This is a genomic window from Micromonospora sp. NPDC004704 (assembly GCF_053601675.1).
The window spans coordinates 159,731-183,581 of the sequence record NZ_JBSGCD010000003.1 but is presented as its reverse complement, the minus strand read 5'-3'; the positions used below and the strand labels follow the sequence as shown (position 1 = coordinate 183,581).

At 69.5% G+C, this 23,851-nt stretch carries 25 protein-coding genes; 2 read left to right on the top strand and 23 right to left on the bottom strand.

Translation table 11 applies throughout. The features are described 5' to 3' along the window. Positions 1–202: 202 nt before the first annotated feature. The 21 genes from ACWEFB_RS05140 to ACWEFB_RS05040 all read right to left on the bottom strand — a co-directional run bounded on the left by ACWEFB_RS05140 (position 203) and on the right by ACWEFB_RS05040 (position 21,602). Positions 203–1,270, bottom strand: coding sequence for a polyprenyl synthetase family protein (locus tag ACWEFB_RS05140; protein WP_452282383.1), 1,068 nt, complete (start codon positions 1,268–1,270; stop codon positions 203–205). Next, on the bottom strand, positions 1,267–2,661 hold the full coding sequence (locus ACWEFB_RS05135; RefSeq protein WP_326556372.1) for an alkaline phosphatase family protein: 1,395 nt from the start codon (positions 2,659–2,661) through the stop codon (positions 1,267–1,269). The genes ACWEFB_RS05140 and ACWEFB_RS05135 overlap by 4 nt, the downstream gene beginning before the upstream one ends. A gap of 14 nt (positions 2,662–2,675) precedes the next feature. After that, complete coding sequence (gene eboE, locus ACWEFB_RS05130; RefSeq protein ID WP_452282381.1) at positions 2,676–3,866, bottom strand: metabolite traffic protein EboE; 1,191 nt, start codon at positions 3,864–3,866, stop codon at positions 2,676–2,678. Continuing rightward, positions 3,866–4,729, bottom strand: a complete 864-nt coding sequence (locus tag ACWEFB_RS05125) for a TatD family hydrolase (protein ID WP_452282379.1) — start codon at positions 4,727–4,729, stop codon at positions 3,866–3,868. The genes eboE and ACWEFB_RS05125 overlap by 1 nt, the downstream gene beginning before the upstream one ends. Position 4,730: 1 nt before the next feature. Next, positions 4,731–5,339: an EboA domain-containing protein gene (locus ACWEFB_RS05120; protein WP_452282377.1), complete on the bottom strand. Its 609-nt coding sequence runs from the start codon at positions 5,337–5,339 to the stop codon at positions 4,731–4,733. Then, complete coding sequence (locus ACWEFB_RS05115; RefSeq protein ID WP_452282375.1) at positions 5,339–6,241, bottom strand: sugar phosphate isomerase/epimerase family protein; 903 nt, start codon at positions 6,239–6,241, stop codon at positions 5,339–5,341. The genes ACWEFB_RS05120 and ACWEFB_RS05115 overlap by 1 nt, the downstream gene beginning before the upstream one ends. A 52-nt stretch (positions 6,242–6,293) precedes the next feature. Continuing rightward, positions 6,294–7,154 carry an SCO3242 family prenyltransferase gene (locus tag ACWEFB_RS05110; protein ID WP_452282373.1) on the bottom strand — a complete coding sequence of 287 codons (861 nt, stop codon included), beginning with the start codon at positions 7,152–7,154 and terminating at the stop codon, positions 6,294–6,296. A gap of 11 nt (positions 7,155–7,165) precedes the next feature. Then, complete coding sequence (locus ACWEFB_RS05105) at positions 7,166–8,362, bottom strand: inositol-3-phosphate synthase (protein WP_452282371.1); 1,197 nt, start codon at positions 8,360–8,362, stop codon at positions 7,166–7,168. Between the two features lie 720 nt (positions 8,363–9,082). Next, the gene (locus ACWEFB_RS05100; protein ID WP_452282369.1) at positions 9,083–10,291 is read right to left on the bottom strand and encodes a Gfo/Idh/MocA family protein; all 1,209 of its coding nucleotides are present in this window, start codon (positions 10,289–10,291) and stop codon (positions 9,083–9,085) included. A gap of 18 nt (positions 10,292–10,309) precedes the next feature. Then, a complete protein-coding gene (locus ACWEFB_RS05095; RefSeq protein ID WP_452282367.1) occupies positions 10,310–11,359 on the bottom strand; it encodes a substrate-binding domain-containing protein in 1,050 nt (349 codons plus the stop codon). Between the two features lie 94 nt (positions 11,360–11,453). Continuing rightward, positions 11,454–12,524 carry an ABC transporter permease gene (locus ACWEFB_RS05090; RefSeq protein WP_326556363.1) on the bottom strand — a complete coding sequence of 357 codons (1,071 nt, stop codon included), beginning with the start codon at positions 12,522–12,524 and terminating at the stop codon, positions 11,454–11,456. Further along, positions 12,521–14,089, bottom strand: coding sequence for a sugar ABC transporter ATP-binding protein (locus tag ACWEFB_RS05085; RefSeq protein ID WP_452282365.1), 1,569 nt, complete (start codon positions 14,087–14,089; stop codon positions 12,521–12,523). Before ACWEFB_RS05085 ends, ACWEFB_RS05090 begins: the two co-directional genes overlap by 4 nt. Then, positions 14,086–15,264, bottom strand: a complete 1,179-nt coding sequence (locus ACWEFB_RS05080; RefSeq protein WP_326556361.1) for an ROK family protein — start codon at positions 15,262–15,264, stop codon at positions 14,086–14,088. The genes ACWEFB_RS05085 and ACWEFB_RS05080 overlap by 4 nt, the downstream gene beginning before the upstream one ends. A 159-nt stretch (positions 15,265–15,423) precedes the next feature. After that, the gene (locus tag ACWEFB_RS05075) at positions 15,424–16,497 is read right to left on the bottom strand and encodes a YihY/virulence factor BrkB family protein (protein ID WP_452282363.1); all 1,074 of its coding nucleotides are present in this window, start codon (positions 16,495–16,497) and stop codon (positions 15,424–15,426) included. Between the two features lie 75 nt (positions 16,498–16,572). Further along, positions 16,573–17,379, bottom strand: a complete 807-nt coding sequence (locus ACWEFB_RS05070; protein WP_452282361.1) for an ABC transporter permease — start codon at positions 17,377–17,379, stop codon at positions 16,573–16,575. 13 nt (positions 17,380–17,392) lie between these two features. Next, positions 17,393–18,208 carry an ABC transporter permease gene (locus ACWEFB_RS05065; protein ID WP_452282782.1) on the bottom strand — a complete coding sequence of 272 codons (816 nt, stop codon included), beginning with the start codon at positions 18,206–18,208 and terminating at the stop codon, positions 17,393–17,395. A 127-nt stretch (positions 18,209–18,335) separates the two neighbouring features. After that, positions 18,336–19,004, bottom strand: coding sequence for an SRPBCC family protein (locus ACWEFB_RS05060; protein ID WP_452282359.1), 669 nt, complete (start codon positions 19,002–19,004; stop codon positions 18,336–18,338). Continuing rightward, positions 19,001–19,390, bottom strand: coding sequence for an ArsR/SmtB family transcription factor (locus tag ACWEFB_RS05055; RefSeq protein ID WP_452282357.1), 390 nt, complete (start codon positions 19,388–19,390; stop codon positions 19,001–19,003). The genes ACWEFB_RS05060 and ACWEFB_RS05055 overlap by 4 nt, the downstream gene beginning before the upstream one ends. A gap of 33 nt (positions 19,391–19,423) precedes the next feature. Continuing rightward, entirely contained in the window at positions 19,424–20,638 is a 1,215-nt protein-coding gene (locus ACWEFB_RS05050; RefSeq protein ID WP_452282355.1) for a low temperature requirement protein A, read from the bottom strand. 75 nt (positions 20,639–20,713) lie between these two features. Further along, positions 20,714–21,196 carry an NUDIX hydrolase gene (locus tag ACWEFB_RS05045; protein ID WP_452282780.1) on the bottom strand — a complete coding sequence of 161 codons (483 nt, stop codon included), beginning with the start codon at positions 21,194–21,196 and terminating at the stop codon, positions 20,714–20,716. A gap of 10 nt (positions 21,197–21,206) precedes the next feature. Next, positions 21,207–21,602, bottom strand: a complete 396-nt coding sequence (locus tag ACWEFB_RS05040) for a hypothetical protein (RefSeq protein WP_452282353.1) — start codon at positions 21,600–21,602, stop codon at positions 21,207–21,209. Between the two features lie 462 nt (positions 21,603–22,064). Between ACWEFB_RS05040 and ACWEFB_RS05035 the strand changes: the two genes are divergently transcribed. After that, the gene (locus tag ACWEFB_RS05035; protein WP_452282351.1) at positions 22,065–22,487 is read left to right on the top strand and encodes a hypothetical protein; all 423 of its coding nucleotides are present in this window, start codon (positions 22,065–22,067) and stop codon (positions 22,485–22,487) included. Then, positions 22,484–22,738 carry a type II toxin-antitoxin system RelE family toxin gene (locus tag ACWEFB_RS05030; RefSeq protein ID WP_452282349.1) on the top strand — a complete coding sequence of 85 codons (255 nt, stop codon included), beginning with the start codon at positions 22,484–22,486 and terminating at the stop codon, positions 22,736–22,738. The genes ACWEFB_RS05035 and ACWEFB_RS05030 overlap by 4 nt, the downstream gene beginning before the upstream one ends. A 62-nt stretch (positions 22,739–22,800) precedes the next feature. Here the strand turns inward: ACWEFB_RS05030 and ACWEFB_RS05025 are convergent, their stop codons facing one another. Further along, positions 22,801–22,992 carry a DUF397 domain-containing protein gene (locus ACWEFB_RS05025; RefSeq protein ID WP_363591653.1) on the bottom strand — a complete coding sequence of 64 codons (192 nt, stop codon included), beginning with the start codon at positions 22,990–22,992 and terminating at the stop codon, positions 22,801–22,803. After that, on the bottom strand, positions 22,983–23,792 hold the full coding sequence (locus ACWEFB_RS05020) for a helix-turn-helix domain-containing protein (protein WP_452282347.1): 810 nt from the start codon (positions 23,790–23,792) through the stop codon (positions 22,983–22,985). The genes ACWEFB_RS05025 and ACWEFB_RS05020 overlap by 10 nt, the downstream gene beginning before the upstream one ends. Between the last annotated feature and the right edge of the window lie 59 nt (positions 23,793–23,851).

The following is a 23,851-nucleotide window of genomic DNA, read 5'->3' as shown; positions in this document are numbered from 1 at the left end:
CCCGAGGGGATGCCACTCCCGCCGGGTGGCGCCCCCGCCGGTGCAGGGCACCTGGGGTCGCCGGTCGATGGGTTAACCGCGCCGCCGGTTACATCGACGTAACAACTTCGTGTTCAGAGTGACACTAATTTCTATAGATAGATGTGTCCATAGCTTCTGGGTTCCGGAACTAAACTTTTGCTCAGTTAGAAAAAAGTTACTGTCAGTGGCGCCGATCGGTCGCCTCCGCGGCCAGCGCCGCGAGCTGCGCCTTTGCCTGCGCCGACACCGGAGCGTCGACCAACGCCGCCAGCGCGGCGTCCGTACGGACCCGGATCATCTGCTCGATCCGGTCCAGGGTCCCGGTGTCGAGGATGATCCCGCGCAGCTCGGCGGCACCCTCCGGGTCCAGGTCCGGGTTGCCGAACAGATCCTTCAACCGCAGCGCCTGCTCCCGGTCCGCGCTCCCCCGGGCCAAAGCCATCATCACCGTAGGCTTGCCCTCCCGCAAATCGTCGAGGACCGACTTGCCGGTGACCGCCGGATCGCCGAAGACCCCGAGCACGTCGTCACGGAGCTGGAACGCGTCCCCGAGCGGGTCACCGAAAGCGGCGAACGCCGACAGCAGCTCCGGACCGGCACCGGCCAGCGCCGCCCCGATCTGCAACGGCCGGGTCACCGTGTAGCGGGCGCCCTTCATCCTTATCACCGTCAGGGCGCTCGCCACCGAACCGTCCCCGACCCCGGAGACCAGGTCCAGGTACTGCCCGGCGATCACCTCGGTACGCATGTTCGCGAACACGCCGTACCCCTGGTGCACCTGGTCGGCGCTCAGGCCGCACTCGTGGAACATCTGGTCCGCCCAGGCGGCGCAGAGGTCACCGCAGAGCAGGGCGGTGCTGCGCCCGTACGAGGCCGGGTCGCCCCGCCACGACGAACGGGTGTGCAGGTCGGCGAAGAGCCGGTGCACCGAGGGCTCGCCCCGGCGCCGGTCGCTGCCGTCCATGATGTCGTCGTGGATCAGGGCGAAGGCGTGGAACAGCTCCAGGGCCGCCGACGCGACCACGATCGGGGTGTCGTCCGCCCCGCCGGCACCGCGCCAACCCCAGTAGCAGAACATCGGCCGCAACCGCTTGCCGCCGGCCAGCACGAACCGGTGCAGGGTGGTGAAGACACCGCGCGGCGCCCCGTCCGGCCAGTCCGGGTCCTGCCGCCCCAGGAACGCCGACAACTGCGCGTCGAACCGCTTCCGCAACTCCGCCGCGTCGGTCAGCGGCGCGGTCGCGGTCATGACCGCTCCCGCTCGCCGAATCCGGCCAGCTCCAGCAACAGCGACTTGACCTCGGTCGCCGCGATCTTCTCGCCGGCCCCGGTGGGCACCGAGCAGAGCAGCACCGGGGCGTCGGCCGGATCCTCGGGCAGCCGGCCGTGCGAACCCTTCACCGCACGCGCTCCCGCGTCCAGCCCGACCACGCTCATCATGTAGCGCATGCCCAGCTTCTTGCGGGCCAGCGCCACCCCCGCCCGCCGCTTCGCCGCACCGGGCGCCTCCGGGTCGAAGAACAGCTCGGCCGGGTCGTACCCGGGCTTGCGGTGGATCTCGACCAGCCGGGCGAAGTCCGGTGCCTTCGCGTCGTCCTGCCAGTAGTAGTACGTGAACCAGGCGTCCGGCTCGGCCACCAGGACCAGCTCACCGGCCCGCTCGTGGTCCAGGCCGTACCGGGCCTTGCCCTCCGCGTCGAGCACCTCGGCCACCCCCGGCAGGGCGGCGCAGAGCTTCGCCACCGCACCGACGTCGGCCGGATCCTTCACGTACACGTGGGCGATCTGGTGGTCGGCGACCGCGAACGCCTTCGACGTCCACGGGTCCAGGTACTCCATCCCGTCCTGGGTGTAGACGTGCAGCAGCCCCTCGTCGCGCAGCAGCCGGTTGATGTCGACCGGCCGGGACACGTCGGTGATGCCGTACTCGGAGAGCGCCACGATGGTGGCGTTACGGGCCTTCGCCGCGTCCAGCAGCGGGCCGAGCACCCCGTCCAGCTTCGCCGCGGCAGCCGCCGCCTCCGCCGACCCCGGCCCGAACCGTTGCAGGTCGTAGTCCAGGTGCGGCACGTAGACCAGGGTCAGGTCCGGGTTGTGGGTGGCCATCACCTGCTGCGCCGCCTGGCAGATCCACCGCGACGACGGCAGCCCCGCCCCCGGCCCCCAGTACGTGAACAGCGGGAAACCGCCGAGCTTCGAGGTCAGCTCGTCGTGCAACTCCGGCGGGTCGGTGTAGCAGTCCGGCTCCTTGCGCCCGTCGGCGTAGTAGATCGGCCGGGGCGTGACGGTCCAGTTGACGTCCGCGCCCATCGCGTACCACCAGCAGATGTTCGCCACCGTGTAGTCGGGGCGCTCCTGCCGGGCCGCCTGCCACACCTTCTCCCCGCCCATCAGGGCGTGGTGCTGGCGCCACAGGAACACCTCACCCAGGTCCCGGAAGTACCACCCGTTGCCGACGATGCCGTGCTCGGTCGGCGGCACACCGGTGAGGAACGTGGCCTGCGCCGAGCAGGTGACCGCCGGCAGCACCGTACCCAGTTCCGCCTCGAACCCGGTCTCGGCCACCGCCCGCAACCGGGGCATGTGGGCGAGCAGTCGCGGGGTCAACCCCACCACGTCGATCACGACCAGCGGTGCCATTTTCTCTCCTTGAGTCATGCCGTCACCGGGGAGGGCACGGGGGTCAGGCCGAGGTCGACCAACTCGTCCCGGGCGAACGCCAGCTCGGCCGCGATGCCGCCGACGAGTTCGGCGTCCGAGTTCGGCCGCCGGGCCGCCGGCAACACCCCCCAGGTGTACGTCTCCACGTCGAAGTGGTCACACCCGGCGCTGTCGCCACCGAGCAGTTCCCGCAGCGCGCCGCGCAGCACCGGGGTGGTCGACCGCAGCGGCGGCTCCGGGTCGGCGTGCAGCGGCACGTGGTAGTGCACCCGCCACGCCCCCGGCAGCCCGTCGGCCAGGGCCTGGTCCAGGTCGTCGGTGGCGTACGCGGGGTCGGCCGGATCGGCCGCACCGGCACAGCCGCTCCCCCGGGTCTGGTGCAGGAAGCGGGGCTCGACGTACCCGCCCAGTTGCTCGGCAGCGGCCACCGGGTCGTCCGCCTGCAACGCGGCCGACACCTGCACCTTCACCACCGGCAACCCGGCCCGGCGGAGCTGCTCCAACGCCTCGGCCGGCTCCTCCCAGGCGCAGGCGAGGTGGGCCAGGTCGAGGCAGATGCCGAGCCGGTCGGTGTCCACCCGGGCGAGCTGGGCGGCGGCCTGCGCGGTGCTCTCCACCACGCAACCGGGCTCGGGTTCGAAACCGACCCGGACCGCCCGCCCGGTCTGCCAGGCGATCGAGGCCAGGCCGGCGGCGAGCTGTTCGAGCGTACGGGCGGCGGCACCGGACTGCGCCGGGGTCCACGGCGTACGCCAGGCCAGCGGGAGGGTGGAGATGGAACCCCGGGCGGCGTCGTCGGGCAGCAGGTCGACCAGCACCCGGGCCAGGTCCAGGGTGTACTCCAGCCGCTCCGGCGAGGTCCAGTCCGGGTGGTAGACGCCCAGTTTCACCACCGGGGCCTGGAACGACCGGTACGGGAACCCGTTGAGGGTCACCACCTCCAGCCCCCGCGCGTCGAGTTCCGTACGGAGCCGGCGCCGCAGTGTCGGATCGGCGGCCAGCCCGGCGGCGACCGGTGCAGCCAACCACAGCCCCAACCCGAGTACGTCGGCGTCGAGCCGGCGGCGGATCGGTTCGGCGAACGTGTCGAGCTGGCTGATCACCCCGGCCAGGTCCTCGGCCGGGTGGACGTTGGTGCAGTAGCTCAGGTGGACGGTCTGCCCGTCCGGATGTCGCAGCCGCATCAGCTACCACCCCGCAGGATCGAGTTGCCCTCGAAGGTCGGTTCGGGTCCGGCGGCCGTACCCTCCAGTTCGGCGAGGTCGAGCCGGCCGGACTGGCCGTAGAACTCGATCGGGTTGCGCCAGAGCACCCGGTCCACGTCGTCGTCGCTGAACCCGGCTTCGAGCATCGCCTCGCCGGTGGTCCGGGTCAGCAGCGGGTCGGACCGGCCCCAGTCGGCGGCCGAGTTGACCAGCATCCGTTCGGTGCCGTACTTGCGCAGGATCTCCACCATCCGGGGCGGGGACATCTTGGTGTCCGGGTAGATGGAGAACCCGGCCCAGCAGCCGGAGTCGCGTACCTGCTCGACGGTGACCTCGTTCAGGTGGTCGATCACCACCCGACCGGGTTCGATCCCGGACTCGGTCACCACGGCGATGCTCCGGGCCGTACCCCGCGCCTTGTCCCGGTGCGGGGTGTGTACGAGCGCCGGCAGGTCGTATGCGACCGCCAGGGCGAGTTGGGCGGCGAAGACCTCGTCCTCCTCCGGGGTGGTCGAGTCGTACCCGATCTCGCCGACCGCGACCACGTTGTCCTTGTCCAGGTAACGCGGCAGCAGTTCGAGGACCTCCCGGCAGCGCGGGTCGTTCGCCTCCTTCGGGTTCAGCGCGATGGTGGCGAAGTGTTTGATGCCGAACTGGCTGGCCCGGAACGGCTCCCAGCCGACCAGCGAGTCGAAGTAGTCGGCGAACGACCCCACGCTCGTACGCGGCTGGCCCAGCCAGAACGCCGGCTCGACCAGGGCGCGGACCCCGGCGGCGGCCATCCGCTCGTAGTCGTCCGTGGTCCGCGAGGTCATGTGGATGTGCGGGTCGAAGATGCGCATGTCACGCCTCTTTCGTCGTCGGTCGGAGCCGGTCGAGCAGGGCGGTGGCGTCGGCCGGGATGGTGCGGCCGGCGGCGCGACGTTCCTCGTCCAGCCCGGCGAGCATGATTTCCAGCTCCCCGTCGGCGCGCTCGTCTAGCCGGTCCACCACGGCCAGCGGCACCTCCATGAACACGCACTTGAGCACCGCCTGGCGCCAGGTGGCGGCGTCGAGGTGCCCGGCGTACGGGCCGAGGGCGGCGGCGACCAGCCGGGTGTCGTTGGTCCGGATCGCGTCGTGCAGCAGCGGGACGGCGGCGGCCCCGATCGGCAGCCACGGCAGGGCCCGCAGGACGGCCCGTTTCTCGGCCGCGTCGCCGTACCGGTAGAGGGTTTCCACCTGGCCGACCACCCGGTCGGCCGGCAGCATGGTCAGCAGCAGCACCCGGGCCGCGTCGTCGGCGGTCCAGCCGGGCGCGTCCGGCAGCGGGGCCCGGCCGCACCGCCGGCCGGCGGCGGCGAAGAGCCGACCGACCGCCTCCGGTTCGGTCGCGACCCGCCGCACCGCCTGGTCCAGCCAGTCCGGTTCCGGTACGGCCGAGAGCGCCGCCCGTAGTTGGTCCGGTTCCATTACGCCTCCCCTTCCACACCGACCGGTCGCCCGACGGTGTTGCCGATCTGCTCCACGGCCACCTCGGCCTGCCAGGCGGCGGTGTGCAGGAAGTCGACCGAGCGGGCCGCCACGGCCGGTGCGGCGTGCGAGTCGCGGGGCAACTCGACCGCGACCAGCCCGGTGTAGCCGGCGTCGGCCAGGGCCCGCAGGACCGGCGGGAAGTCGATCTCGCCGGTGCCGAACTCCAGGTGTTCGTGCACGCCCCGCCGCATGTCGTCAATCTGGACGTTGACCAGGTGGGCGGCGACCTCGGCGACGCAGTCCGGCACCGGTTGCGGCTCCAGGCACCGGCAGTGCCCGATGTCGAGGGTGATGCCGAATCCGGGCGGTGCGCCGAGCGCGTGCCGCAGCCGCCACCAGGCGGCGATGTCCGGCACCAGCATGCCCGGTTCCGGTTCGAACCCGAGCGTGACGCCGGCCGTGAACGCCGCGTCGACCACCTCGGCGCAGCCGGCGACGAGCCGGTCCCAGGCGCTGGTCTCGTCGAGCGCGGTCGGGCGTACCCCGGCCCAGAACGAGACCGCCTCGGCACCGAGGTCGGCACCGACCGAGATGGCCCGGCGCAGGAACTCGATCCGCAGCGCCGGGTCGTCGTCGAGCAGGGTCGGGGCGTGCTTGCGCCACGGGTCCAGCAGGTAACGGGCCCCGGTCTCGATCACCAACCCCAGGTCCAGTTCGGCCAGCCGGTTCCCGAGCGCGCCCACCCGGGCCGCCAGGCCGGGCGCGAACGGGTCCAGGTGGTCGTGGTCCAGGGTCAACGCCACGCCCTGGTAACCCAGGTCGGCGATGACCCGCAGGGCGTCGTCGAGCCGGTGGTTGGCGAACCCGTTGGTGCCGTAGCCGAACCGCAGGCCGGTCATCGTCGGGTCCCCCGTCGCGCCGGGCCCGCCGGCCCGTGCCGAGCGGCGGTGCTCATGTCGGTGACAGCTTCCGGGCCAGTCGGCGGCCGACCGGTGCCGCGGCGGCGACCGCCATCCCGAGCAGGCCGGCGCCGGTCCGGGCGACCAGCGCGCCCTGCAACGCCGGCAGGCCGGTGATGCCGGCCCCGACGGCGGCACGGACCCGTTCGGCGGCCGGGTCGGCGGCGACCCGTGCCTGTGCGGTGCCGTACTGGCCGACGTACCAGGCTGTCAGCGCCGCCGGGATCCACGCCCGCCACCCCGTGCGGCGGGGGCCGGTCACGGCGGCGGCGGCCACCACGGCGGTCCCGGCCAGGGTCACCCGGGGCAGGGTACGGTCGGCGCCGCTGACCTCCCGCCGGGACAGCTCGGTCACCGTGTACGTGTGCGCCGCCACCGTCACCGCCGCCGGTACGGCCCGCAGCGGCTTGCCGCCGGTCGCCCCGAGCAGGACGTCCAGCCCCCGGCAGGCGGCCATCACGGCCGGGCCGGCGGCGGTGTTCTTGGCCTTCACGTCGTACGCCCAGATCGCGCCGGCCAGCGGCACCGCCACGGCCAGCGCCCTGCGCCCACCGGTGAGACCGGCCAGGGCGAGCCCGGCGGCGGTCAGGCCGGCGGAGACCCCGAACGCGGTGCCGGGTGAGATCCGGCCGCTCGGGATCGGCCGCTCGGGGCGTTCGACCGCGTCGAGATGGCGGTCGGCCCAGTCGTTGGCCGCCATTCCGGCCCAGTAGAGCAGGACCGAGGCACCGGCCAGTCCCGGCACCCGCCGGTCCAACGCACCCGCGGCGGCGGCACCGGCCACCACGTCTCCGGGTACGGAGAGCGCGGCCGGTGCCCGGACCAGTTCGGCGAAGTCACCCAGTGAGGGCATGTCGCCGCACCTCAGCCCTGTGCCGGGGCGGACTGCGAAGCGTCGCCGTCCCGACCGTCCGACAGTGCCGCGTCGGCGTCGAGTTGGCGGACGAAGGCGCAGAGGGTGGCCCACTGCTCCGGCAGCGAGTGCGGGCCCTCACCGAGCGGGTCCTTGAAGAAGAACGCCAGCTCACCGAGGGGGCCGCTGCGCCCGGTCCGGTGCGCGGTGGCGGTCAGCCGGGCCAGGTCCAGCACCAGCGGCGCGGCGAGCGCCGAGTCGCACCCGTGCCAGGTGAACTCCATCCGCATCGCGGTGCCGAGGAAACCGGAGAAGGTGACCAGGTCCCAGGCCGTCTTGAAGTCGCCGATGTCGTCGACGTACTCGATCCGGGTGTTGCCCTGCGGCACGTACCCGAGGGTTTCGCCGAGGACCCGCTGCTTGCTGGCTGCCTTGGCGGCGTTCGCGGCCGGTTCGGCCAGGTTCGCGCCGTCGCCGCCACCGAGCAGGTTCACCCCGGACCAGGTACGGACCCGCAGGTTGCGCATCGCGAACATCGGTGCGAGCACCGACTTGACCAGCGTCTCGCCGGTCTTGCCGTCGTGCCCGGCGTACGGCAGCCCCTCGCGGGCGGCCAGTTCCGCCAGGGCGGGCAGCCGGGCACCGGTCGACGGGGTGAAGTCCACATAGGAGCAACCGGCGGTGAACGCCGCGTACGCGTACGCGGAGCTGTTCGGCAGCACGGTGGCACCGGTGGCCAGTGCGTTCTCCAGCGCGGCCAGGTCGGCGTACGCGGGATCCGGTTCCGGGGCGGGTTCGGTGGCGGAGACGTTCACCATCACCACCCGGTCCAGCCGGTTGCGGTGCTTGAAGTTGGTCAGGTCGGCGACCAGGGCGGCGATCACGTCGGCCTGTCGCTCGGCGGTGGGGACGGGACGGATCTCGTTCTCGACCGCGGCCAGCTCGTCCGGAAGCGCGGTCACCAGCCGGGCCGGCAGTACGCCGGCGGCGGCGAGGGCCTCCGCTTTTTTCACCACCGGGGTGGGGACGAGATCGTGACCGCCGAAGACGAGGTCGGCGTAGGCCGGCAGGGCCGGGCTGCGCAGTGCGGGGAGTTCGGTGACGCAGCCGGTCGGCTCGACGAGCCCGGCTCGCAGGGCCAGGGCCCCGACCACGCTGGTGACGGCGACCGAGCCGCGTGCGCCCACCAGCCAGATTCCCGTACGCATGTTGTGCTCCTTCCTCGCGCGGGGAACTGCACGGCGGCATCCGTGGGGGTTCGACGGATGCGCCGGTATCAATACTGGCGTGCTGGAAAGTCAACGGCGTGGTGGAAGAGCACCCCGCCCGCCCGACCTGCTCGGATGGCGTCCCTCGAACAGCGCCGGAGTCGGCGGCAACGGCGTTGTTCGCGGAACCCGGCAGGTACGGGCGGACGGGGCTGGCAGGCAAGGTCGGTCGGCGTCGCGACCTTGCCTCCCCCGCGTCGTGCCGGCTGGTACGGCGGCGATTTCGCAAGCGCCGCGCCAGCCGGAGTCCTTCCCTGATGTAGTTGTCATCGGATGCGGTCCGGGACGGGGGCCCCGGGCCGAACCCGCGGCTACGGCGTAGCCATCGGGAATGTCGTCCGGATCGTGCGGCCCCGGGGGTCGGGGCAGGTGGTGGTGGTAGTGGTAGGGCGGCCCCGGGGGTCGGGGCCGGTCGGGCTACTGGGCGTCCGGTACGACCGGGGAATCCCGGTCCGGCCGTACCGGACGACCGCGTTACTTCCGTACGCCGCCGCGGTCCTGGCGGACTCCGGCGGTGCGTACGCCCTCCGGGTGACCCTGCTCCGGCCGCGGGGCGCAACCGCGACCGGACCCTCGCTGATCAGCCCGGAAAGCTCGTCGGGTGGGGGTGTTGGCGCACCGCCACGGGTGGATGTGACTGGGTATGCGGGTGGTGCCGGGTCAGGCGGCGACCGTGACGAGCGTCGGCTCGACCTCGGTCCACGACGAGCCCAGCTCCGCCGAGCGCACCACCGCGTCCAGCACGAGCTGGACCTGGAGGGCGTCGGCGAACGACGGGGTCGGATCGGTCCCGGTGGCGATCGCCTCCAGGAAGTCGCGCATCTCGTGCGTGAACGAGTGCTCGTAACCGATGATGTGTCCCGGCGGCCACCACGCGGACATGTACGGGTGGTCGCCCTCGGTCACCAGGATCCGGTTGAAGCCCTGCTCGGCGGTCGGGCCGCTGGCCTCGTAGAACTCCAGCTCGTTGAGGCGTTCGAGGTCGAACACCACCGAGCCGAGCGATCCGTTGATCTCGACCCGCAGCGCGTTCTTGCGCCCGGTCGCGAAGCGGCTCGCCTCGTACGTGGCCAGGGCCCCGCCGTCGAGCCGCGCCACGAAGACGGCGGCGTCGTCGACGGTCACCTCACCGGTGGCGACGGATCCGTTACCGGTGGAGGCGGCCAACCCGCTGGACTCCGCCGGCAACGGCCGCTCCTTGACGAACGTCTCGGTGATCGCACTGACCCCGGTGATCCGTTGTCCGGTCACGTACTGGGTCAGGTCGATGATGTGCGCGCCGATGTCACCCAGCGCCCCGGAACCCGCCCTGTCCCGCTGCAACCGCCAGACCAGCGGGAACTGCGGGTCGACAATCCAGTCCTGCAGGTAGACCGCACGTACGTGCCGGATGACGCCCAGCCGGCCGGATTCGACCAGTTGACGCATGAGGGTGACCGCGGGGACCCGGCGGTAGTTGAACCCGCACATGGACCGTACGCCCAACGCCTGTGCCTTGGCCGCGGCGGCGACCATGGCGCGAGCCTCGTCCACGGAGTTGGCCAGCGGCTTCTCGCACAGTACGTGCTTGCCCGCCGCCAACGCCGCGATCGTGATCTCGGCGTGGCTGTCACCCGGGGTGCAGACGTCGACCACGTCGATATCGTCCCGGTTGATCAGGTCACGCCAGTCGGTGGTGTACCCGTCCCAGCCGAGCCGATCGGCGGCCGTGGCCACCTTCGACTCGTCCCGGCCGCAGATCAGGGCCATCCGGGCTCGTGTCGGCAGGTCGAATACGCGGTTCACGGTGCGCCACGCCTGTGAGTGCGCGGCGCCCATGAACGCGTAGCCGACCATGCCGACCCGCAGCTCGCTATCTACAGTGGACAAGGTGGGCCTCCCCTTAGATCAGAACCCGAGCTTGCTGTAAGTGCTCGCGTTCTCCTTGGTGATGGTCTCCGAAGTGAGAGTGATCTCCTTCGGGACCTGCAGCTCGACCAGGTCGGACATGCCCTTGCCCTGTCCGATCAGGCGAGCCAGCGTGATCGCCGAGGATGCCATCGAGGGGCTGTAGGTGACGGTCGCCTTCAGCACGCTGTTGTCCGCGGCGATCGCGTCGATGGCGGCCTTGGAGCCGGCGCCACCGACCATGATGAACTCGCTGCGGTTGGCCTGGGTGATGGCGGCCAGCACACCGATGCCCTGGTCGTCGTCGTGGTTCCAGACCGCGTCGATCTTCGGCAGCGCCTGGAGCAGCTGCGACGCCGCCACCCGGCCGGTGTCGGCGGTGAACTCCGCCGGGATCCGCCGGGCCACGGTGAAGCCGAAGGTGGCCAGCTCGGCCTTGAAGCCGGCCGAGCGCTCCTGGGTCAGCTCCAGCGAGTCGATACCCGGGATCTCACCGATGATCGGGTTGGCGATGTTCTTCTTCTTCATCTCCTCGCCGATGTACTTACCGGCGGAGACGCCCATGCCGTAGTTGTCGCCCTTGATCTGCAGCCGGTAGGCCAGCGCGTCCGGGAACGCCCGGTCGAGGTTGACCACCGGGATGCCGGCCTTCATGGCCTCCAGGCCGAAGGCGTTGAGCTCCTTGCCGTCGTGCGGGAGCAGGACGATGACGTCCGGCTTCTGCGCGATCAGCGTACGGAGCGCCGCGAGCTGGGCGGGTGCGTCGGCACCGGCCTCGACCGTCTTGAAGGTGACGTCCGAGTAGAGCCCGGCCTGCGCCTTGGCGTTGGTGGTGATGGCGGCGAGCCAGCCGTGGTCGGCGGCCGGAGCGGAGAAGCCGATGGTGACCGGCTTGCCCGGTGCCGCGGCCGACGCGTCGGCGACCTTGGTCTGGCCCTCGGGTGCCGAAGCCTCGTTACTGGTGCAGGCGGTGAGCAGGGCACCGGCGCCGAGCGCGGCCCCGCCGAACATCAGCCGGCGGCGCGACAGGTCGCGCGCTTGCTGGGTCATAACGACCTCCTGTTTTCTTTGAATGGTGGGGGTGTGCGGATATGTTGGGTCCGGCGAGCGCCTGGGTGCGGCGTCACCTGGAGGTTGCGGTGCCTCAGGTCGTGGTGACCTTGTTCCGCGCGAAGAGCTGGGTTACCGACTTGAACCGGAATTGCTGGACCAGTACGGCGGCGACGATGATGCCGCCCTTGACCATGTTCTGGACCTCGACCGGCAGGCCGTTGATCGCGAACAGGTTGGTGATCGTGGCGAAGATGATCACGCCGAGTACGGAGCCGATGATTGTGCCCCGGCCCCCGCTCAGCAGCGTGCCGCCGATGATCGCGGCGGCGATCGCGTCGAGTTCGTAGAGGTTGCCCATGGCCGCCTGGGCCGAGTTGGCCTGTGCGGTCAGCATGATCGCGGCGATCCCGCAGCAGAGCCCGGAGAGCCCGTAGAGCAGCAGGCTGTGCCACTTGACGTTGATTCCGGCGAGCCGGGCCGCCTCCGGGTTACCCCCGACGGCGACCGTACGGCGACCGAAGGTGGTGCGGTTGAGCAGCACCCAGCCGACGGCGACGACCCCGGCGAAGATGTAGACCAGGATCGGGATGCCGAGGAACTTGTTCGCGGCGATTCCGTTGATGAAGGTGTTCGCCGAGACCTGGGTCTGCTTGCCGGAGATCTGGGCGGCGAGCCCTCGGGCGGCGACCAGCATGGCCAGGGTGGCGATGAACGGCACCAACCGGCCATACGAGATCAACAGGCCGTTCACCAGCCCGACGGCCGTACCGACGATGATCGCGGTGAAGATCATGCCGGCGGCGCCGTAGCTCTGGGTGGCGACCGTGGTGGCCCACACCCCGGCCAGCGCCACGATCGCACCGGCCGAGAGGTCGATGCCGCCGCCGATGATCACGAAGGTCATCCCGACGGTGACCACACCGACCACGGAGGCGAGCTGGAGGATCGACAGGACGTTGCTCCACACCCAGGAGGAGTCGCCGTACAGGTCGGGCTGGGTGACCGCGCCGATGATGATCAGCAGCGCCAGTACGCCCAGCAGGCCCAGGTTGCGGGTGATCGACTCGCCCAGGTCGCCACGCCACTTGCCACCCTTGGCCGGGGGCGTGGCGCCGCCGTGCTGCGGGGTCTCGGCCACCGCGGTCGCGGTCGCGTCACTCATGCTGGCGCACCTTCCATCAGCGACCCCGACATGACGAGGTCGAGCACAGTGTCTTCGTCAAGTTCGCCGGCCGGCGCCTCGCGCACGACCCGCCCCTCCCGCATGACCAGCACACGGTCGGCCAGGCCGAGCACCTCGGGCACCTCGCTGGAGACCAGCAGGACGCCCACCCCACGCTCGGCGAGAGCACGGATCACCTGGTAGAGCTCGGCGCGGGCGCCGACGTCGACACCCCGGGTCGGCTCGTCCAGCAGCAGCAGCCGGGTGTCGCCGAGCAGCCAGCGCCCGACCACCACCTTCTGCTGGTTACCACCGGAGAGCGTGCGTACGGCCCGGCGTACGTCGCGCGGGCGCAGTTCCAGTGAGTCGGCGATCTGCTCCGCCTCGGCGCGTTCCTTGCCGGCGTTGGTGAAGCCGAAGCTCGCGTACCGGGTGAACGTGGCCAGGGTGACGTTGCGGTAGATCGGCTCGCCGAGCAGCAGCGCCTGGCTCTTGCGCTCCTCCGGTGCCATGCCCATGCCGGCCTTGACGGCCGCGCCCACGCTGCCCGAACGCAGCTTGCGCCCGTTCATCGTGACGGTGCCGAACTGTGCCCGGCGGGCACCGTAGATGCACTCCAGCAGCTCCGACCGGCCGGATCCGACCAGCCCGGCGATGCCGACGATCTCACCGGCGCGGACGTTGAGCGAGACGTTGACGAACTCGCCCTCGCGGCAGAGCCCGTCGACCCGGAGCAGTTCGGTGGCCTCGGTGACGGCGGTCGCCGCGGCCGGACGCTCGGGGAAGACGTACTCGATGTTGCGGCCGGTCATCCGGCTGACCAGGTCCTTGGTCGGGGTGGTCCGGGCGGGCAGGTTCGCCGCCGTGGTCCGGCCGTCCTTGAGTACGGTGACCCGGTCGCCGATCTCGCGCAGCTCGTCCATCCGGTGCGAGATGTAGATGACCGCGATGCCCTGTGCGGTCAGCTCGCGGATGATCCGGAACAGGTTGCCGACCTCGTCGTGGGCCAGCACCGCGCTCGGCTCGTCCATGATGATCAGCCGGGCGTCGTGCGAGAGCGCGCGGGCCATGCTGACGATCTGCTTGCCGGCGGCCGGCAGGGACCTGACCATCCGGCTCGACGGGATCTCGCCGTGGCCGAGCCGACCGAGGATCTCGTTGGCCTGACGTTCCATCCTGGCCCGACGGACGAAGCCGAGGGTACGCGGCTCGTGGCCGAGGAAGGCGTTCTCCGCCACCGACAGGTCGTCGACCAGGTCGAGTTCCTGGTAGATGGTGGCGATCCCGGCCTTCATCGCGGCCTGTGGGTTGGCGAAGTTGACCTCTTCGCCGAGCCACTCGACCTGCCCGGAGTCGGGCTGGTGCGCGCCGGACAGGATCTTGATCAGGGTGGACTTGCCGGCGCCGTTCTGGCCCAGCAGGCAGTGCACCTCGCCGGCCCGTACCTCGAGCTGTACGCCGTCGAGCGCGCGTACGCCGGGGAAGGTCTTCACCACGTCGGTGAGCCGCAGGACGATATTGGGTTGTGCGGAATCTGTCTGTTCGGTGCTGACTTGCTCGCTCACAATGCCTCCCCGAAGGCGACGTCGCTGGCGAGTACCGCGGCGCCGGTGACCCCGGCCCGTGGGCCGAGTTCGGAAAGCACCACCGGCAGGTTGCCGGTGGCCAGCGGCAACGACCGCCGGTAGACCACGCTGCGAATTTCCGCGAGCAGGATGTGACCCAACTGGGCCAGCCCCCCTCCGATGACAATCATCGATGGATTGGCGAAGCTGACCAGGCCGGCGAGAACTCCGCCCACCCGGCGCCCGCCGTCACGAATGAGCCGGATGCAGGTCACGTCCCCCTCGACGGCGCCCTCGGCGACGTCCAGGGCGGTGACCGCACCGCTCGCCGCGAGCCGCTCGGCCAGCACCGGTGATGCGCCACTGCGAGCCGCGACCGTGGCGTCCTTTGCCATGGCTGCGCCGCTGAACAGCGCTTCCAGGCAGCCGACGTTGCCACATGAACACATCGGACCGTGCGAGTCGACCTGGATGTGGCCGATGTCGCCGGCACATCCGTCGGTGCCCCGGTAGACCTCGCCGGTCAGGTAGATCCCGCACCCGATACCGGTGCCAATCTTGACGAAGAGGAAGTCGTCCACCGAGTGGGCGACACCTCCGTGCCGTTCTCCGATCGCCATGATGTTGACGTCGTTGTCCACCACCGCGGGGCAGTTGTGCTCGCGGGTGAGCAGCTCACGTACGGGGAAGCGGTCCCACCCCGGCATGATCGGCGGAGACACCGGCACACCGTCCCGGAAACTCACCGGGCCGGGTACGCCGATGCCGACCGCGTCGAGCCGCTCGTACGCGCCCTCCACCTTGGCCTTGTGCAGCAGCTCGTTGACCCGCTGCAGGACAACCTTGGGGCCGGAGCGGATGTCGCTCGCCTCGGTGTACGCGATAACCGGTTCGAGGCGGCCGTTGACCACCTCGACGTCGATCGAACTCGCACCCAGGTCCACCGCGGCGAACCGCAGGGCGGGGTTGAGTTCGACCAGTGTGGACCGGCGACCGCCCCGTGACGCGGCGAGCCCCGCCTCGGCGACGTAGCCGGCGTTCACCAACCGGTCCAGCTCGGCGAGCAGGCGCGGCCGGGGCATCTCCAACCGGTCGGCGAGTTCGGCGCGGGAGACGGCTCCCTGGTCACGGAGCAGTCGCAGCAACCGGAGGTGGAGTGGTTCCGCCGTACGCACGTGGACTCACCTCCCGGTCGGGTCTGTTCACATCGACGCAACGTCGAGGTGTTGTGCCCGACACAGTAGGAGCCTTCTGGCGTACCTGTCTAGAGCTTCAGGAGATCTGGAACGAACTTTTGTCTTCTCCAGCAAAAGCAGCGTCCTGATCAAGAAAACTCATTCGTTCGGCGGACGCGCAGCCTTGCGCAGTGTGCGATCGTCCCGGAGCTCCAGGTACGGCTCCTTGTCCACCGGGTAGCCGGCCGCGATCGCCCTCCCCCGCTCCAGTTCGGCGTTGAGTTCGGCGCCGACGAGGATCGCCACGTTGGTCAGCCAGAGCCAGACCAGGAACACGATCACGGCTGCCAGGGTGCCGTACGTCTTGTTGTACGAGTTGAAGTTGACCACGTAGAGGGCGAGTCCACCCGAGGCGAGCAGCCAGACCACCACGGCCACCAGCCCGCCCGGCGTGATCCACCGGAACCCACCCTGCCGGGCGTTCGGCGATGCCCAGTAGAGGATCGCGAACATCAGGGTGACCAGCAGCAACAGCACCGGCCACTTGGCGATGTCCCAGACCGTCACCGCCGCCCCGCCGATCCCCAGCACGTTGCCGGCCACCTCGGCCAGCCGCCCGGTGAACACCACGATCAGGGCGCTGGCCAGCAGCATCACCCCGATCACGGCGGTCACGGCGAGCCGGATCGGCAGCGTCTTCCAGATCGGTCGCCCCTCGGGTACGTCGTAGATCGCGTTCGACGCCCGCATGAACGCGCCGATGTACCCGGACGCGGACCAGAACGCGGTCAGCAGACCGAGGACCGCCGCCAGGCTGGCCGTACCGCTGTTCTCGCGTACCTGGTTGATCGCGCCGTCGAGGATCTGCTGGATCTCCGGCTGCGGGACCACGTCCCGGATGGTTCCCTGCACGTCGTCGGTGGTCTGCTTGCCGAGCAGCCCGAGCAGGGAGACCAGCACCAGCACGCCGGGGAAGATCGACAGCACGCTGTAGTAGGTCAGCGCCGCCGCCAGGTCGGTCAGGTTGTCCTTCTGGAACTCGGCGACCGTACGCCGCAGCGCCGCCCACCAGGAGGTGCCGGAGAGCCGGACCGGACTCGACGGCCCGTCATCCGGCGCCGGTGGCCCGTCGACCGGGGAGGATGGTCCGTCGACCGGCGAAGGCGACCCGTCCGCCGGCACAGGTGGCCCGTCCTTCGACGCTGCCGGGTCCGAAGGCCGGTCCGAGGCCATGGCGGCCCTCCTGTCTGTGAGGCGTGGTCACCACCTGTTGCCCCACCGGCAGCCGGGGTAATCCATTCGATCAGCTCACTTGTACAACATCCGGCCCATCCGGCGGGACGCGACGAGCAGGCCCACGAGGGTGGCGGCGACCAGGTACAACACGTCGACCATCCGCAGCCAGCCGCCGGTCCCGGTGGTGATGCCCCGGACCAGGTCCACCGCCCGGTAGAGCGGACTCGCCTCCACGATCCAGCGCAGCACCGTCGGGTAGCCCTGGGCCGGTACGAAGGTGCCGGAGAAGAGGAAGAGGGCGAACTGGGCCGACCCCATCAGGTCGAAGTCCTGCCAGCTACGCATGAAGGTGGACAGGGCCATGCCGAGCGCACCGAAGGCGAACCCGACCAGCACCGCGGCCGGGAAGGCGGCGAGCGCCCGTACCGGGCTGGTCAGGTCCATCGCGACCATGACGGCGAGGAACGCGCCCGAGTAGAGGGTGCCGCGCATCATCGCCCAGCCCAGCTCACCGAGCGCGATCTCGAACGGCCGTACGGGGGTCGCGAGGATCCCGTCGTACAGCTTCTGGTACTTCATCTTGCCGAAGAAGTTGAAGGTGGTCTCCGACAGTGCGCCGCTCATCGCCGACGAGGCGAGCATCGCCGGGGCGACGAACGCCGCGTACGTCACCACCTGCCCGCCGGGCAGGGTGAGGTCGCCGATCAGGGCGCCGACGCCGACGCCGATCGAGAGCAGGTAGAGCAACGGCTCGAAGAAGCCGGAGACCAGCACCACCCAGTAGGCGGACTTGAGCGCGGCGACGTTGCGTTCGGCCACCGAGACCGAACGGCGGGCGCCCTCGATGCCGATCAACCGGGGCAGGACGAGGCTGACCACTGGTGTCCCTTTCCTAGATCACGAGCCGACGGCGGAACGCGACCCTGGCCAGCAGCCAGCCGCCGACCACCCAGGCGCCGAGGTAGAGCAGATGACCGGCGACCGACCACTGCGGCGCGACGCCGAGGGTCGCGGCCCGGCACAGGTCGACGCCGTGCCAGAGCGGCGACACGTACGCGGCCCAGCGCAGCCCGACCGGGAGCGAGTCGACCGGGAAGAAGACCCCGGCGAACAGCGTCATCGGGATGATCGCGAACCGGAACAGGATCGCCAGGTAGCTGTCGGTGGGCACCCAGGCGGCGTAGGCGAAGACGGGGGTGGCCAGGGACAGCCCGATCAGCACCACCAGCGGCAGGGTGGCCAGCGCCCAGACCGAGTGCAGCGCGCCGAACACCGCCGCCACCAGCAGGAACACCGCACTGCTGGTGAGCACCCGGAACGCGACGAAGGCCAGGTGTCCGCCGATGATGTCGGACACCCGCAGCGGCGCGGCGGCCTGCGCGAAGTAGGTCCGGATCCAGTTGAAGTTGCTCAGCACCGGCCAGGTCGACTCGCCGACCGCGACCTGGAGCGCGGTGGAGGCGATCAGGCCGGGGACGAGGAAGTCGAGGTAGTCGACGCCGTCCACACCCTGGGTGACGTAGGCGCCGACCCCGAGGCCGAAGCCGACCATGGTCAGCAGCGGCAGCACGAACGAGGAGACCGCGCTGGACCGCCAGGTCCGCCGGGAGTTGACCAGGTGATATTCGAGTACGGCCAGCGCCGGCGCGAGCCCGCCCGGAGGCCGAGCCGGCGCACGTGTCGAGGCGGACTCGTCCACGGCCACCATCAGCGCGTCCCGGTCCGGCCGGTTTCCGCCACCCACCACGTCACGTCAGCCTCCGCACAGCTCGGCGGTACGACCAGGGCGTCGTACCGCCGGAACTGTACGGCGAGCGGCTGACGTTTTCGCCGCATTATTCCGCTGGCGCCTCGGCTCCGGTGGTGTCCTCCGGTGCTCCGGTGTAGAAGGCGGTCGTACGCCCGGCGGCTGCCTTGGCGGCGGCCGGGTCCTCCCCGGCCTCGATCGCCGCGTCGGCCCACCGCTGGCTGCTCAGGGTGATGAACTGCCGGCCCTCGTCGGAGGTGGACCACGCCTCGACCGCGGCCGGGTCGACCGGGGCGCCGCCGGAGGCGAGGTGCAGGCCGAGGCCGATGAATCCCAGGTCCCAGCCGACACCGGTCGCGCCCGGCCCGTACTGGGCCCACCGCTCGTCGTCGACGTGGGCGATGTGGTCCAGTTCGAACCGGGTTCCGCCGGTCGGTTCGCCGGTCAGCCGGACCTCGATCCAGCTCACCTCGGTGCCGTACTCCCAGGTGGCGGCGAAGCCCTTGGGCGGGTCGCAGCGTTCGACGGTGCCGCCGGCGTTGCCCTCGAACTGGTAACGGCCGCCGACCTGGAGGTCACCGGTGACGGGCAGGAACCACCGGGCGATCCGCTCGGGCTTGGTGCAGGCGTCCCAGAGGTCTTCGAGGGTGGTGTCGTACACCTGGCTGATCGTCTGTACGCGCGCCTCCCCCGCCTCCAGGACCCGCTTGCCGACCTGTCGCCGTACGGCGTTGATCTTCTCGTTCACATCGATCATGGATCTGTCCTCTGCTCTGTCGGGTGGTCGATCGGGTCTGTCTGCGTCTCGGGTGGGTTCAGGCGGCGCTCCCGCTTGCCCCGGGCGATCTCGGTCGCCAGCGCGGCCAGGTGCGGGGTCCAGAACCGGCGGAAGCGGTCCAGCCACACGTCCACGTCCCGCAGGGGTTCGGAGTTCACCGCGTAGAGCCGGCGGGCACCCTGTGGCCGTACGGTCGCGAAGCCGTTCTCGCGCAGCACCCGCAGGTGCTGCGACACCGCCGGCTGGCTGATCCCGAACTCATCGGAGATCACCGTGGTGATCGCACCGGAGGTCAGCTCGCCCTCGGCGAGCAGTTCGAGGATCCGCCGCCGCACCGGATCCCCGAGTACGTCGAACGCGTGCACGAACGGCAAGCTATCAGCCAGCGCTTATATAAGTCAACGCTTGTCATCGCGCTTGATCGACAGGGGGGTGCCTTCGGACGTGGTGATCCGACCCTCCCGAACCGCTCGCCGAATCAGGTAGATGTCAGCGGCCACGGCCCCGAACAGCGCCAGATTGGTGACCAACGAGATACTCAGCGGCTGAAGCAGGAGCAGTACGGGGCTCAGCAGGCCGAGAATCGCCAGGCCGACCACCCCCGGCCACGGCAGACGGTGGAACACTGACACGTGGTACGAAATCCTGCCGATCAGGAAAAGTGCGGCTCCACCGACGATGAGCATCACCCACGCACCCTGCGGCTCACCGAGCGGCTCGGCGATGAGCACTTCATTACCGACCGCGGTGAGCAGGGTTCCCCCGAGCACCATCGCCTGGCACAGTGCGACGGAAACCGCCAACCGCGGGCGACTCTGATCGAGAATGCCGCCGATTCGGAGATCACCGGGAATCAGGTAACCGCGCCAGAGCAGCACCACGTTGAGGAACGTCAGTCCCAAGGCGAGCGTGCGCAGCACAGTGATTCCCGCGCTGGCGTACGCGAGACCACTGACCAGGATCACCTCACCCAGGGCGATGATGAACACCTGCTGGTACCGCTCCGACAGATGCTCGCCGACATTGCGGAGGCTCTCCTCCGGCACCCGGCCAAGCCCCGGAGTCGGCCAGCCGAGCCAGGCTATTCCGTAGTCGATGGCCAGTGCGACCAGCCACAGCACCATCCGTTCGGTCTCCGGGAGGAAAGCACCGACCAGCCAGGGCACCCCGGAGATCAAGAACCAGATCAGGATCAGCAACGACCGGTGTTGCAGCGGATGTCCGCGCAGCAGCGAGTACAACACCACGCCCCGGCCGAAGTGTACGAAGACGTACGCCCCGGCAAAAATGAATCCGTGCTCACCGAACGCGGCCGGTATCGCGGCCACCATCACCAGGCCGACGAACATGATGCCGAGAACGAGCCCCTTGATGATCGGCTCGTTGGGGTTGTACCAGTCGGTCGCCCAGGCGGTCGCGATCCAGATCCAGTAGACGCCTGCGAACAGGATCAACGTCTGAAGCGTGTTGCCCCAGCTCAGCTCATGAAAAAGCCGCCTCGACAGCAGAGTCAGCCCGAGGATGAAGGCCAGGTCGAAGAAGAGTTCGAGGGCTGACGCCTGACGTGGATGCTCAGGCTTGCGCAGCAGCCTCGCCGCCAGGTTGCCCGCCACTAATTCGTCCGCCTCACCTCATCCACCGCCGATATTCGTACCACGGGGTGAGGGGTCGGCAGGTCGATATGGCTGCTAGGGCATAGCCAGCAGGGCGGCGATCACGGATCGCAACTCCGGGGGCTCCAGCCGGTCCGGAAGTGAAACCAATTCGGCATCCGCGAACCAGCCGGTCGAATCGAGGTTCTGCTGTTCGTCCACGAGCAGTCCGGCGCGGGTCAGGGCGGGTCGCTCGTCGGGAAAACGAGCCAGGAAGAACTGTTCGGGGCCGACGAACCGCTTGCCGTTCCACCGGACGTCCCGCTGCACCGGCACCGAATGGTCGAGGATTGCCGCCGGGTCGAGTCCGGTCTCCTCGAACAGTTCACGCCGGGCCGCCTCGTACGGCGTCTCGCCCGGTTCGATCCCACCGCCGGGCGGCTCCCAGAGCAGCGCCCCGTCGATCGGGTCCCGCCACCGCAACAGCAGCACCCGATCGACGGCATCGAGGCAGATCACCCGCGTCGCGGGCCGGTACGTCGTCTCCACAACCCCGACGCTAGTCCCCGGCGTCGACATCAACATCGGATCAGCGATTGAGCGTGAGGTAGATCGCCAAGGTGAAGTTGGCGATCAACATGACCGCACCGAGTACGGCGAACAGCCGCTGCCACGCCGTCCATCGCTGGGTCTTCTCGTCGCGTACGCGGGTTTCCCTTTCCACCAACGCGGCGGCGACCGTGACCGCGATCTTCTCCCGCTCTCCGGCGTCGCGGCGATCGGAGGTGACGTTGGCACTGAACTTGTTGACGTTCGCCCGCACCTCATCGGTGAGGGCTTGGAGCGCGTCGGTCATCTCGTCGATCGAACCGTTGATCTTCTCGAAATGTAGGTCGTGACCGTGCAGGCGCTGCTCGATTCGGCCCGCGTCCATCCCACGGCTGTAGTCCTCATTCTCCTGCGACGAACGCGGCTGAGCGGTCATGTCGACACCCGCACTCGTCGAGCCTGCCGTACGACCATCGCTATGTGCTCGCTCATGGAGATACCCTCTCTTCCGTTCCGTGTCGCGCTCGGATGGATTCGAAAGGGGGTGGACCGTCACCTACCCGCCGGAGCGGGAGCGTCGGGCGGGGCCAGGACGTGCCGGCGTCGATGCTTCGATCATCGACAGTGGAGGCATCCGCTGACCGGGTACGACAGTCTACTTTCCCTATAATCGCAGCTCAACGGGCATCCCACCAGTCCGAAGCCCATGATTTTGCCGGTCACTTCAGGAGCACCTGGCCCCGTTGGGCGGGACGAGCGTCGATCGAGGGCGGCAGCTCCTGCTGTTCCTCACCAGCCACACATGGGCAGCAGCACGCAGTCAGTCAAAATCCACGACTTTAGCACCATACGCCATGTAATCGGACAGGATAATCCCTCGGTCAGTTAGCATCCACTCATGACCGCAGCCCACGCATTCGAGTACGAGTACGAGGTACCCGAACATAGCCCTGCGCCGGTTGAGGCAGTCGAGCGGGCCGAGCACGGCAACGTCGTGTACCTCACACGCCACGGCCAACGTTTCGCCGCAGTAGTCCCACCACGTCACATGGAGTTGGACGAGAAGGTTGTCGCTGTCGTCGCTTCGGTAATCAGCATCTTGGCCAGGACAGACCCCACGGGTGCCCGTCAGGCCGTGGTGAGCCTGCTTCGCGAGGTTGACCCGAGTCGGAGCGAGGGTCATCGGCGCGCACACGAAGACCTTGAAGATCTCCTTGACGACCTGGACAACAGCGGGTTGGCCGAGGAGCGGTTAGCTGAGCACCAAGCCGGGGAGCCGGCGGTGTCATGGGAGCAAGCAAAGCGGGAGCTTGACCTGTGACATGGAAGGTTGAGATCAACGCCGCCGCGCTGAAGCAACTCGCCAACCTCGACAAACCCGTTCGCCGACGCATCGCCACCGCCATCGAGAAACTGGCGGACGATCCGACACCGCCTGGGTGCCGGAAGATCGTTACGTCTGATGATCTGCTACGAATACGGGTCGGTGACTATCGGGTCAAGTACGCCGTACTCGACCAAAAACTCGTGGTGCTGGTGGTCGAGGTCGTTCACCGAAGCAAGGCCTACTGACAGACGACGTAGCCCGCGCTCCCTCCAGGGGCAGCGCGGGCGCCGGTCGTAGCGTCATGGGTTTACGGGCGGCGGGCGACGTCCGCGACGAACGCGCGCCAGGCCGCCGGGCCGAAGGCCAGGGTGCCACCGTCACGGTCCTTGGTGTCCCGCACGAACACCCTGCCCGGCAGGTTGTCCGCCACCTCGACACAGTTGCCGCCGCTGGCGTTGCTCCGGGTGGACTTACGCCAGCGGGTGCCGGTCAGATCCATGGCTCAACTATCTCCTTGATCAGGTCTAGCGACTGCTGCCGTGGGAGGGCGTCGTTACGCACACTCTCCCACCTCGACAGCAGGGTTTCCACGTCCTCGGTGCGGTCCGCCACACCCCCACCGAGCTGACTGTCCAGATATCCGACCCATCCGCCGTCTGCGGCGCGGGCGAGGATGAACGGGCCGCCCAGCCCGATGTGCAGGCCAGCGGTGGCGGGCATGACGTGCACGCTGATGTTCGGGCGTTCGGCGCATTCGACCAGGTGCATGAGCTGCTCGGCCATGATCTTCTCGAACCCGCCCCCGAAGCGCTGTAGTGCCGACTGGTCGACCACGATGGTGAGCTGCGGTGGGTGCTCCTGGATCAGGATGGTCTGCCGTTCGATTCGAGCGGCCACCAACTTGTCGACCTCGTCCTCGGTGAGGCGGACATCCCCTCGGATGACCGCGCGGGCGTAGTCCGGCGTCTGGAGCAGTCCGGGGATCAGATTCGGTTCGAAGCACCGCAGTTGGAGGGCGCTGCGTTCGGCATCCAGCCAGGGGCGGAACCAGGTGGGTTCGCCGTCGCGCTTGGCCAGCTCCAGCATGGCGACGAAGAGGCCCTCGGTCTGGAGGATCTCGTCGGCTCGGGCCAGGTAGGCCTCGTCCAGGGGTCGGTGACCGACCTCCACGGAGGACACCAGGGAGGCCGAATAGTGGGCTCGCTTACCGAAGTCCTCCTGGCTCATCCCCGCGGCGGTTCGGATTCGCCGTAACTGTGCCCGAATCAGGTCCGCCGTGGGTACGGGTTTGGTCGCCACACTTCCTCCACAGTTTTGTGATCATCATTGTTGATCCACAAGCGAGATAGGCCGGGATC

What these genes read in the sequence shown, in the direction of transcription:
- ACWEFB_RS05140 (WP_452282383.1), bottom strand. Translation starts at nt 1,270, where the DNA reads ATGACCGCGACCGCGCCGCTGACCGACGCGGCGGAGTTGCGGAAGCGG.
- ACWEFB_RS05135 (WP_326556372.1), bottom strand. Translation starts at nt 2,661, where the DNA reads ATGGCACCGCTGGTCGTGATCGACGTGGTGGGGTTGACCCCGCGACTG.
- eboE (WP_452282381.1), bottom strand. Translation starts at nt 3,866, where the DNA reads ATGCGGCTGCGACATCCGGACGGGCAGACCGTCCACCTGAGCTACTGC.
- ACWEFB_RS05125 (WP_452282379.1), bottom strand. Translation starts at nt 4,729, where the DNA reads ATGCGCATCTTCGACCCGCACATCCACATGACCTCGCGGACCACGGAC.
- ACWEFB_RS05120 (WP_452282377.1), bottom strand. Translation starts at nt 5,339, where the DNA reads ATGGAACCGGACCAACTACGGGCGGCGCTCTCGGCCGTACCGGAACCG.
- ACWEFB_RS05115 (WP_452282375.1), bottom strand. Translation starts at nt 6,241, where the DNA reads ATGACCGGCCTGCGGTTCGGCTACGGCACCAACGGGTTCGCCAACCAC.
- ACWEFB_RS05110 (WP_452282373.1), bottom strand. Translation starts at nt 7,154, where the DNA reads ATGCCCTCACTGGGTGACTTCGCCGAACTGGTCCGGGCACCGGCCGCG.
- ACWEFB_RS05105 (WP_452282371.1), bottom strand. Translation starts at nt 8,362, where the DNA reads ATGCGTACGGGAATCTGGCTGGTGGGCGCACGCGGCTCGGTCGCCGTC.
- ACWEFB_RS05095 (WP_452282367.1), bottom strand. Translation starts at nt 11,359, where the DNA reads ATGACCCAGCAAGCGCGCGACCTGTCGCGCCGCCGGCTGATGTTCGGC.
- ACWEFB_RS05090 (WP_326556363.1), bottom strand. Translation starts at nt 12,524, where the DNA reads ATGAGTGACGCGACCGCGACCGCGGTGGCCGAGACCCCGCAGCACGGC.
- ACWEFB_RS05075 (WP_452282363.1), bottom strand. Translation starts at nt 16,497, where the DNA reads ATGGCCTCGGACCGGCCTTCGGACCCGGCAGCGTCGAAGGACGGGCCA.
- ACWEFB_RS05065 (WP_452282782.1), bottom strand. Translation starts at nt 18,208, where the DNA reads ATGGTGGCCGTGGACGAGTCCGCCTCGACACGTGCGCCGGCTCGGCCT.
- ACWEFB_RS05060 (WP_452282359.1), bottom strand. Translation starts at nt 19,004, where the DNA reads ATGATCGATGTGAACGAGAAGATCAACGCCGTACGGCGACAGGTCGGC.
- ACWEFB_RS05045 (WP_452282780.1), bottom strand. Translation starts at nt 21,196, where the DNA reads ATGTCGACGCCGGGGACTAGCGTCGGGGTTGTGGAGACGACGTACCGG.
- ACWEFB_RS05040 (WP_452282353.1), bottom strand. Translation starts at nt 21,602, where the DNA reads ATGACCGCTCAGCCGCGTTCGTCGCAGGAGAATGAGGACTACAGCCGT.
- ACWEFB_RS05035 (WP_452282351.1), top strand. Translation starts at nt 22,065, where the DNA reads ATGACCGCAGCCCACGCATTCGAGTACGAGTACGAGGTACCCGAACAT.
- ACWEFB_RS05025 (WP_363591653.1), bottom strand. Translation starts at nt 22,992, where the DNA reads ATGGATCTGACCGGCACCCGCTGGCGTAAGTCCACCCGGAGCAACGCC.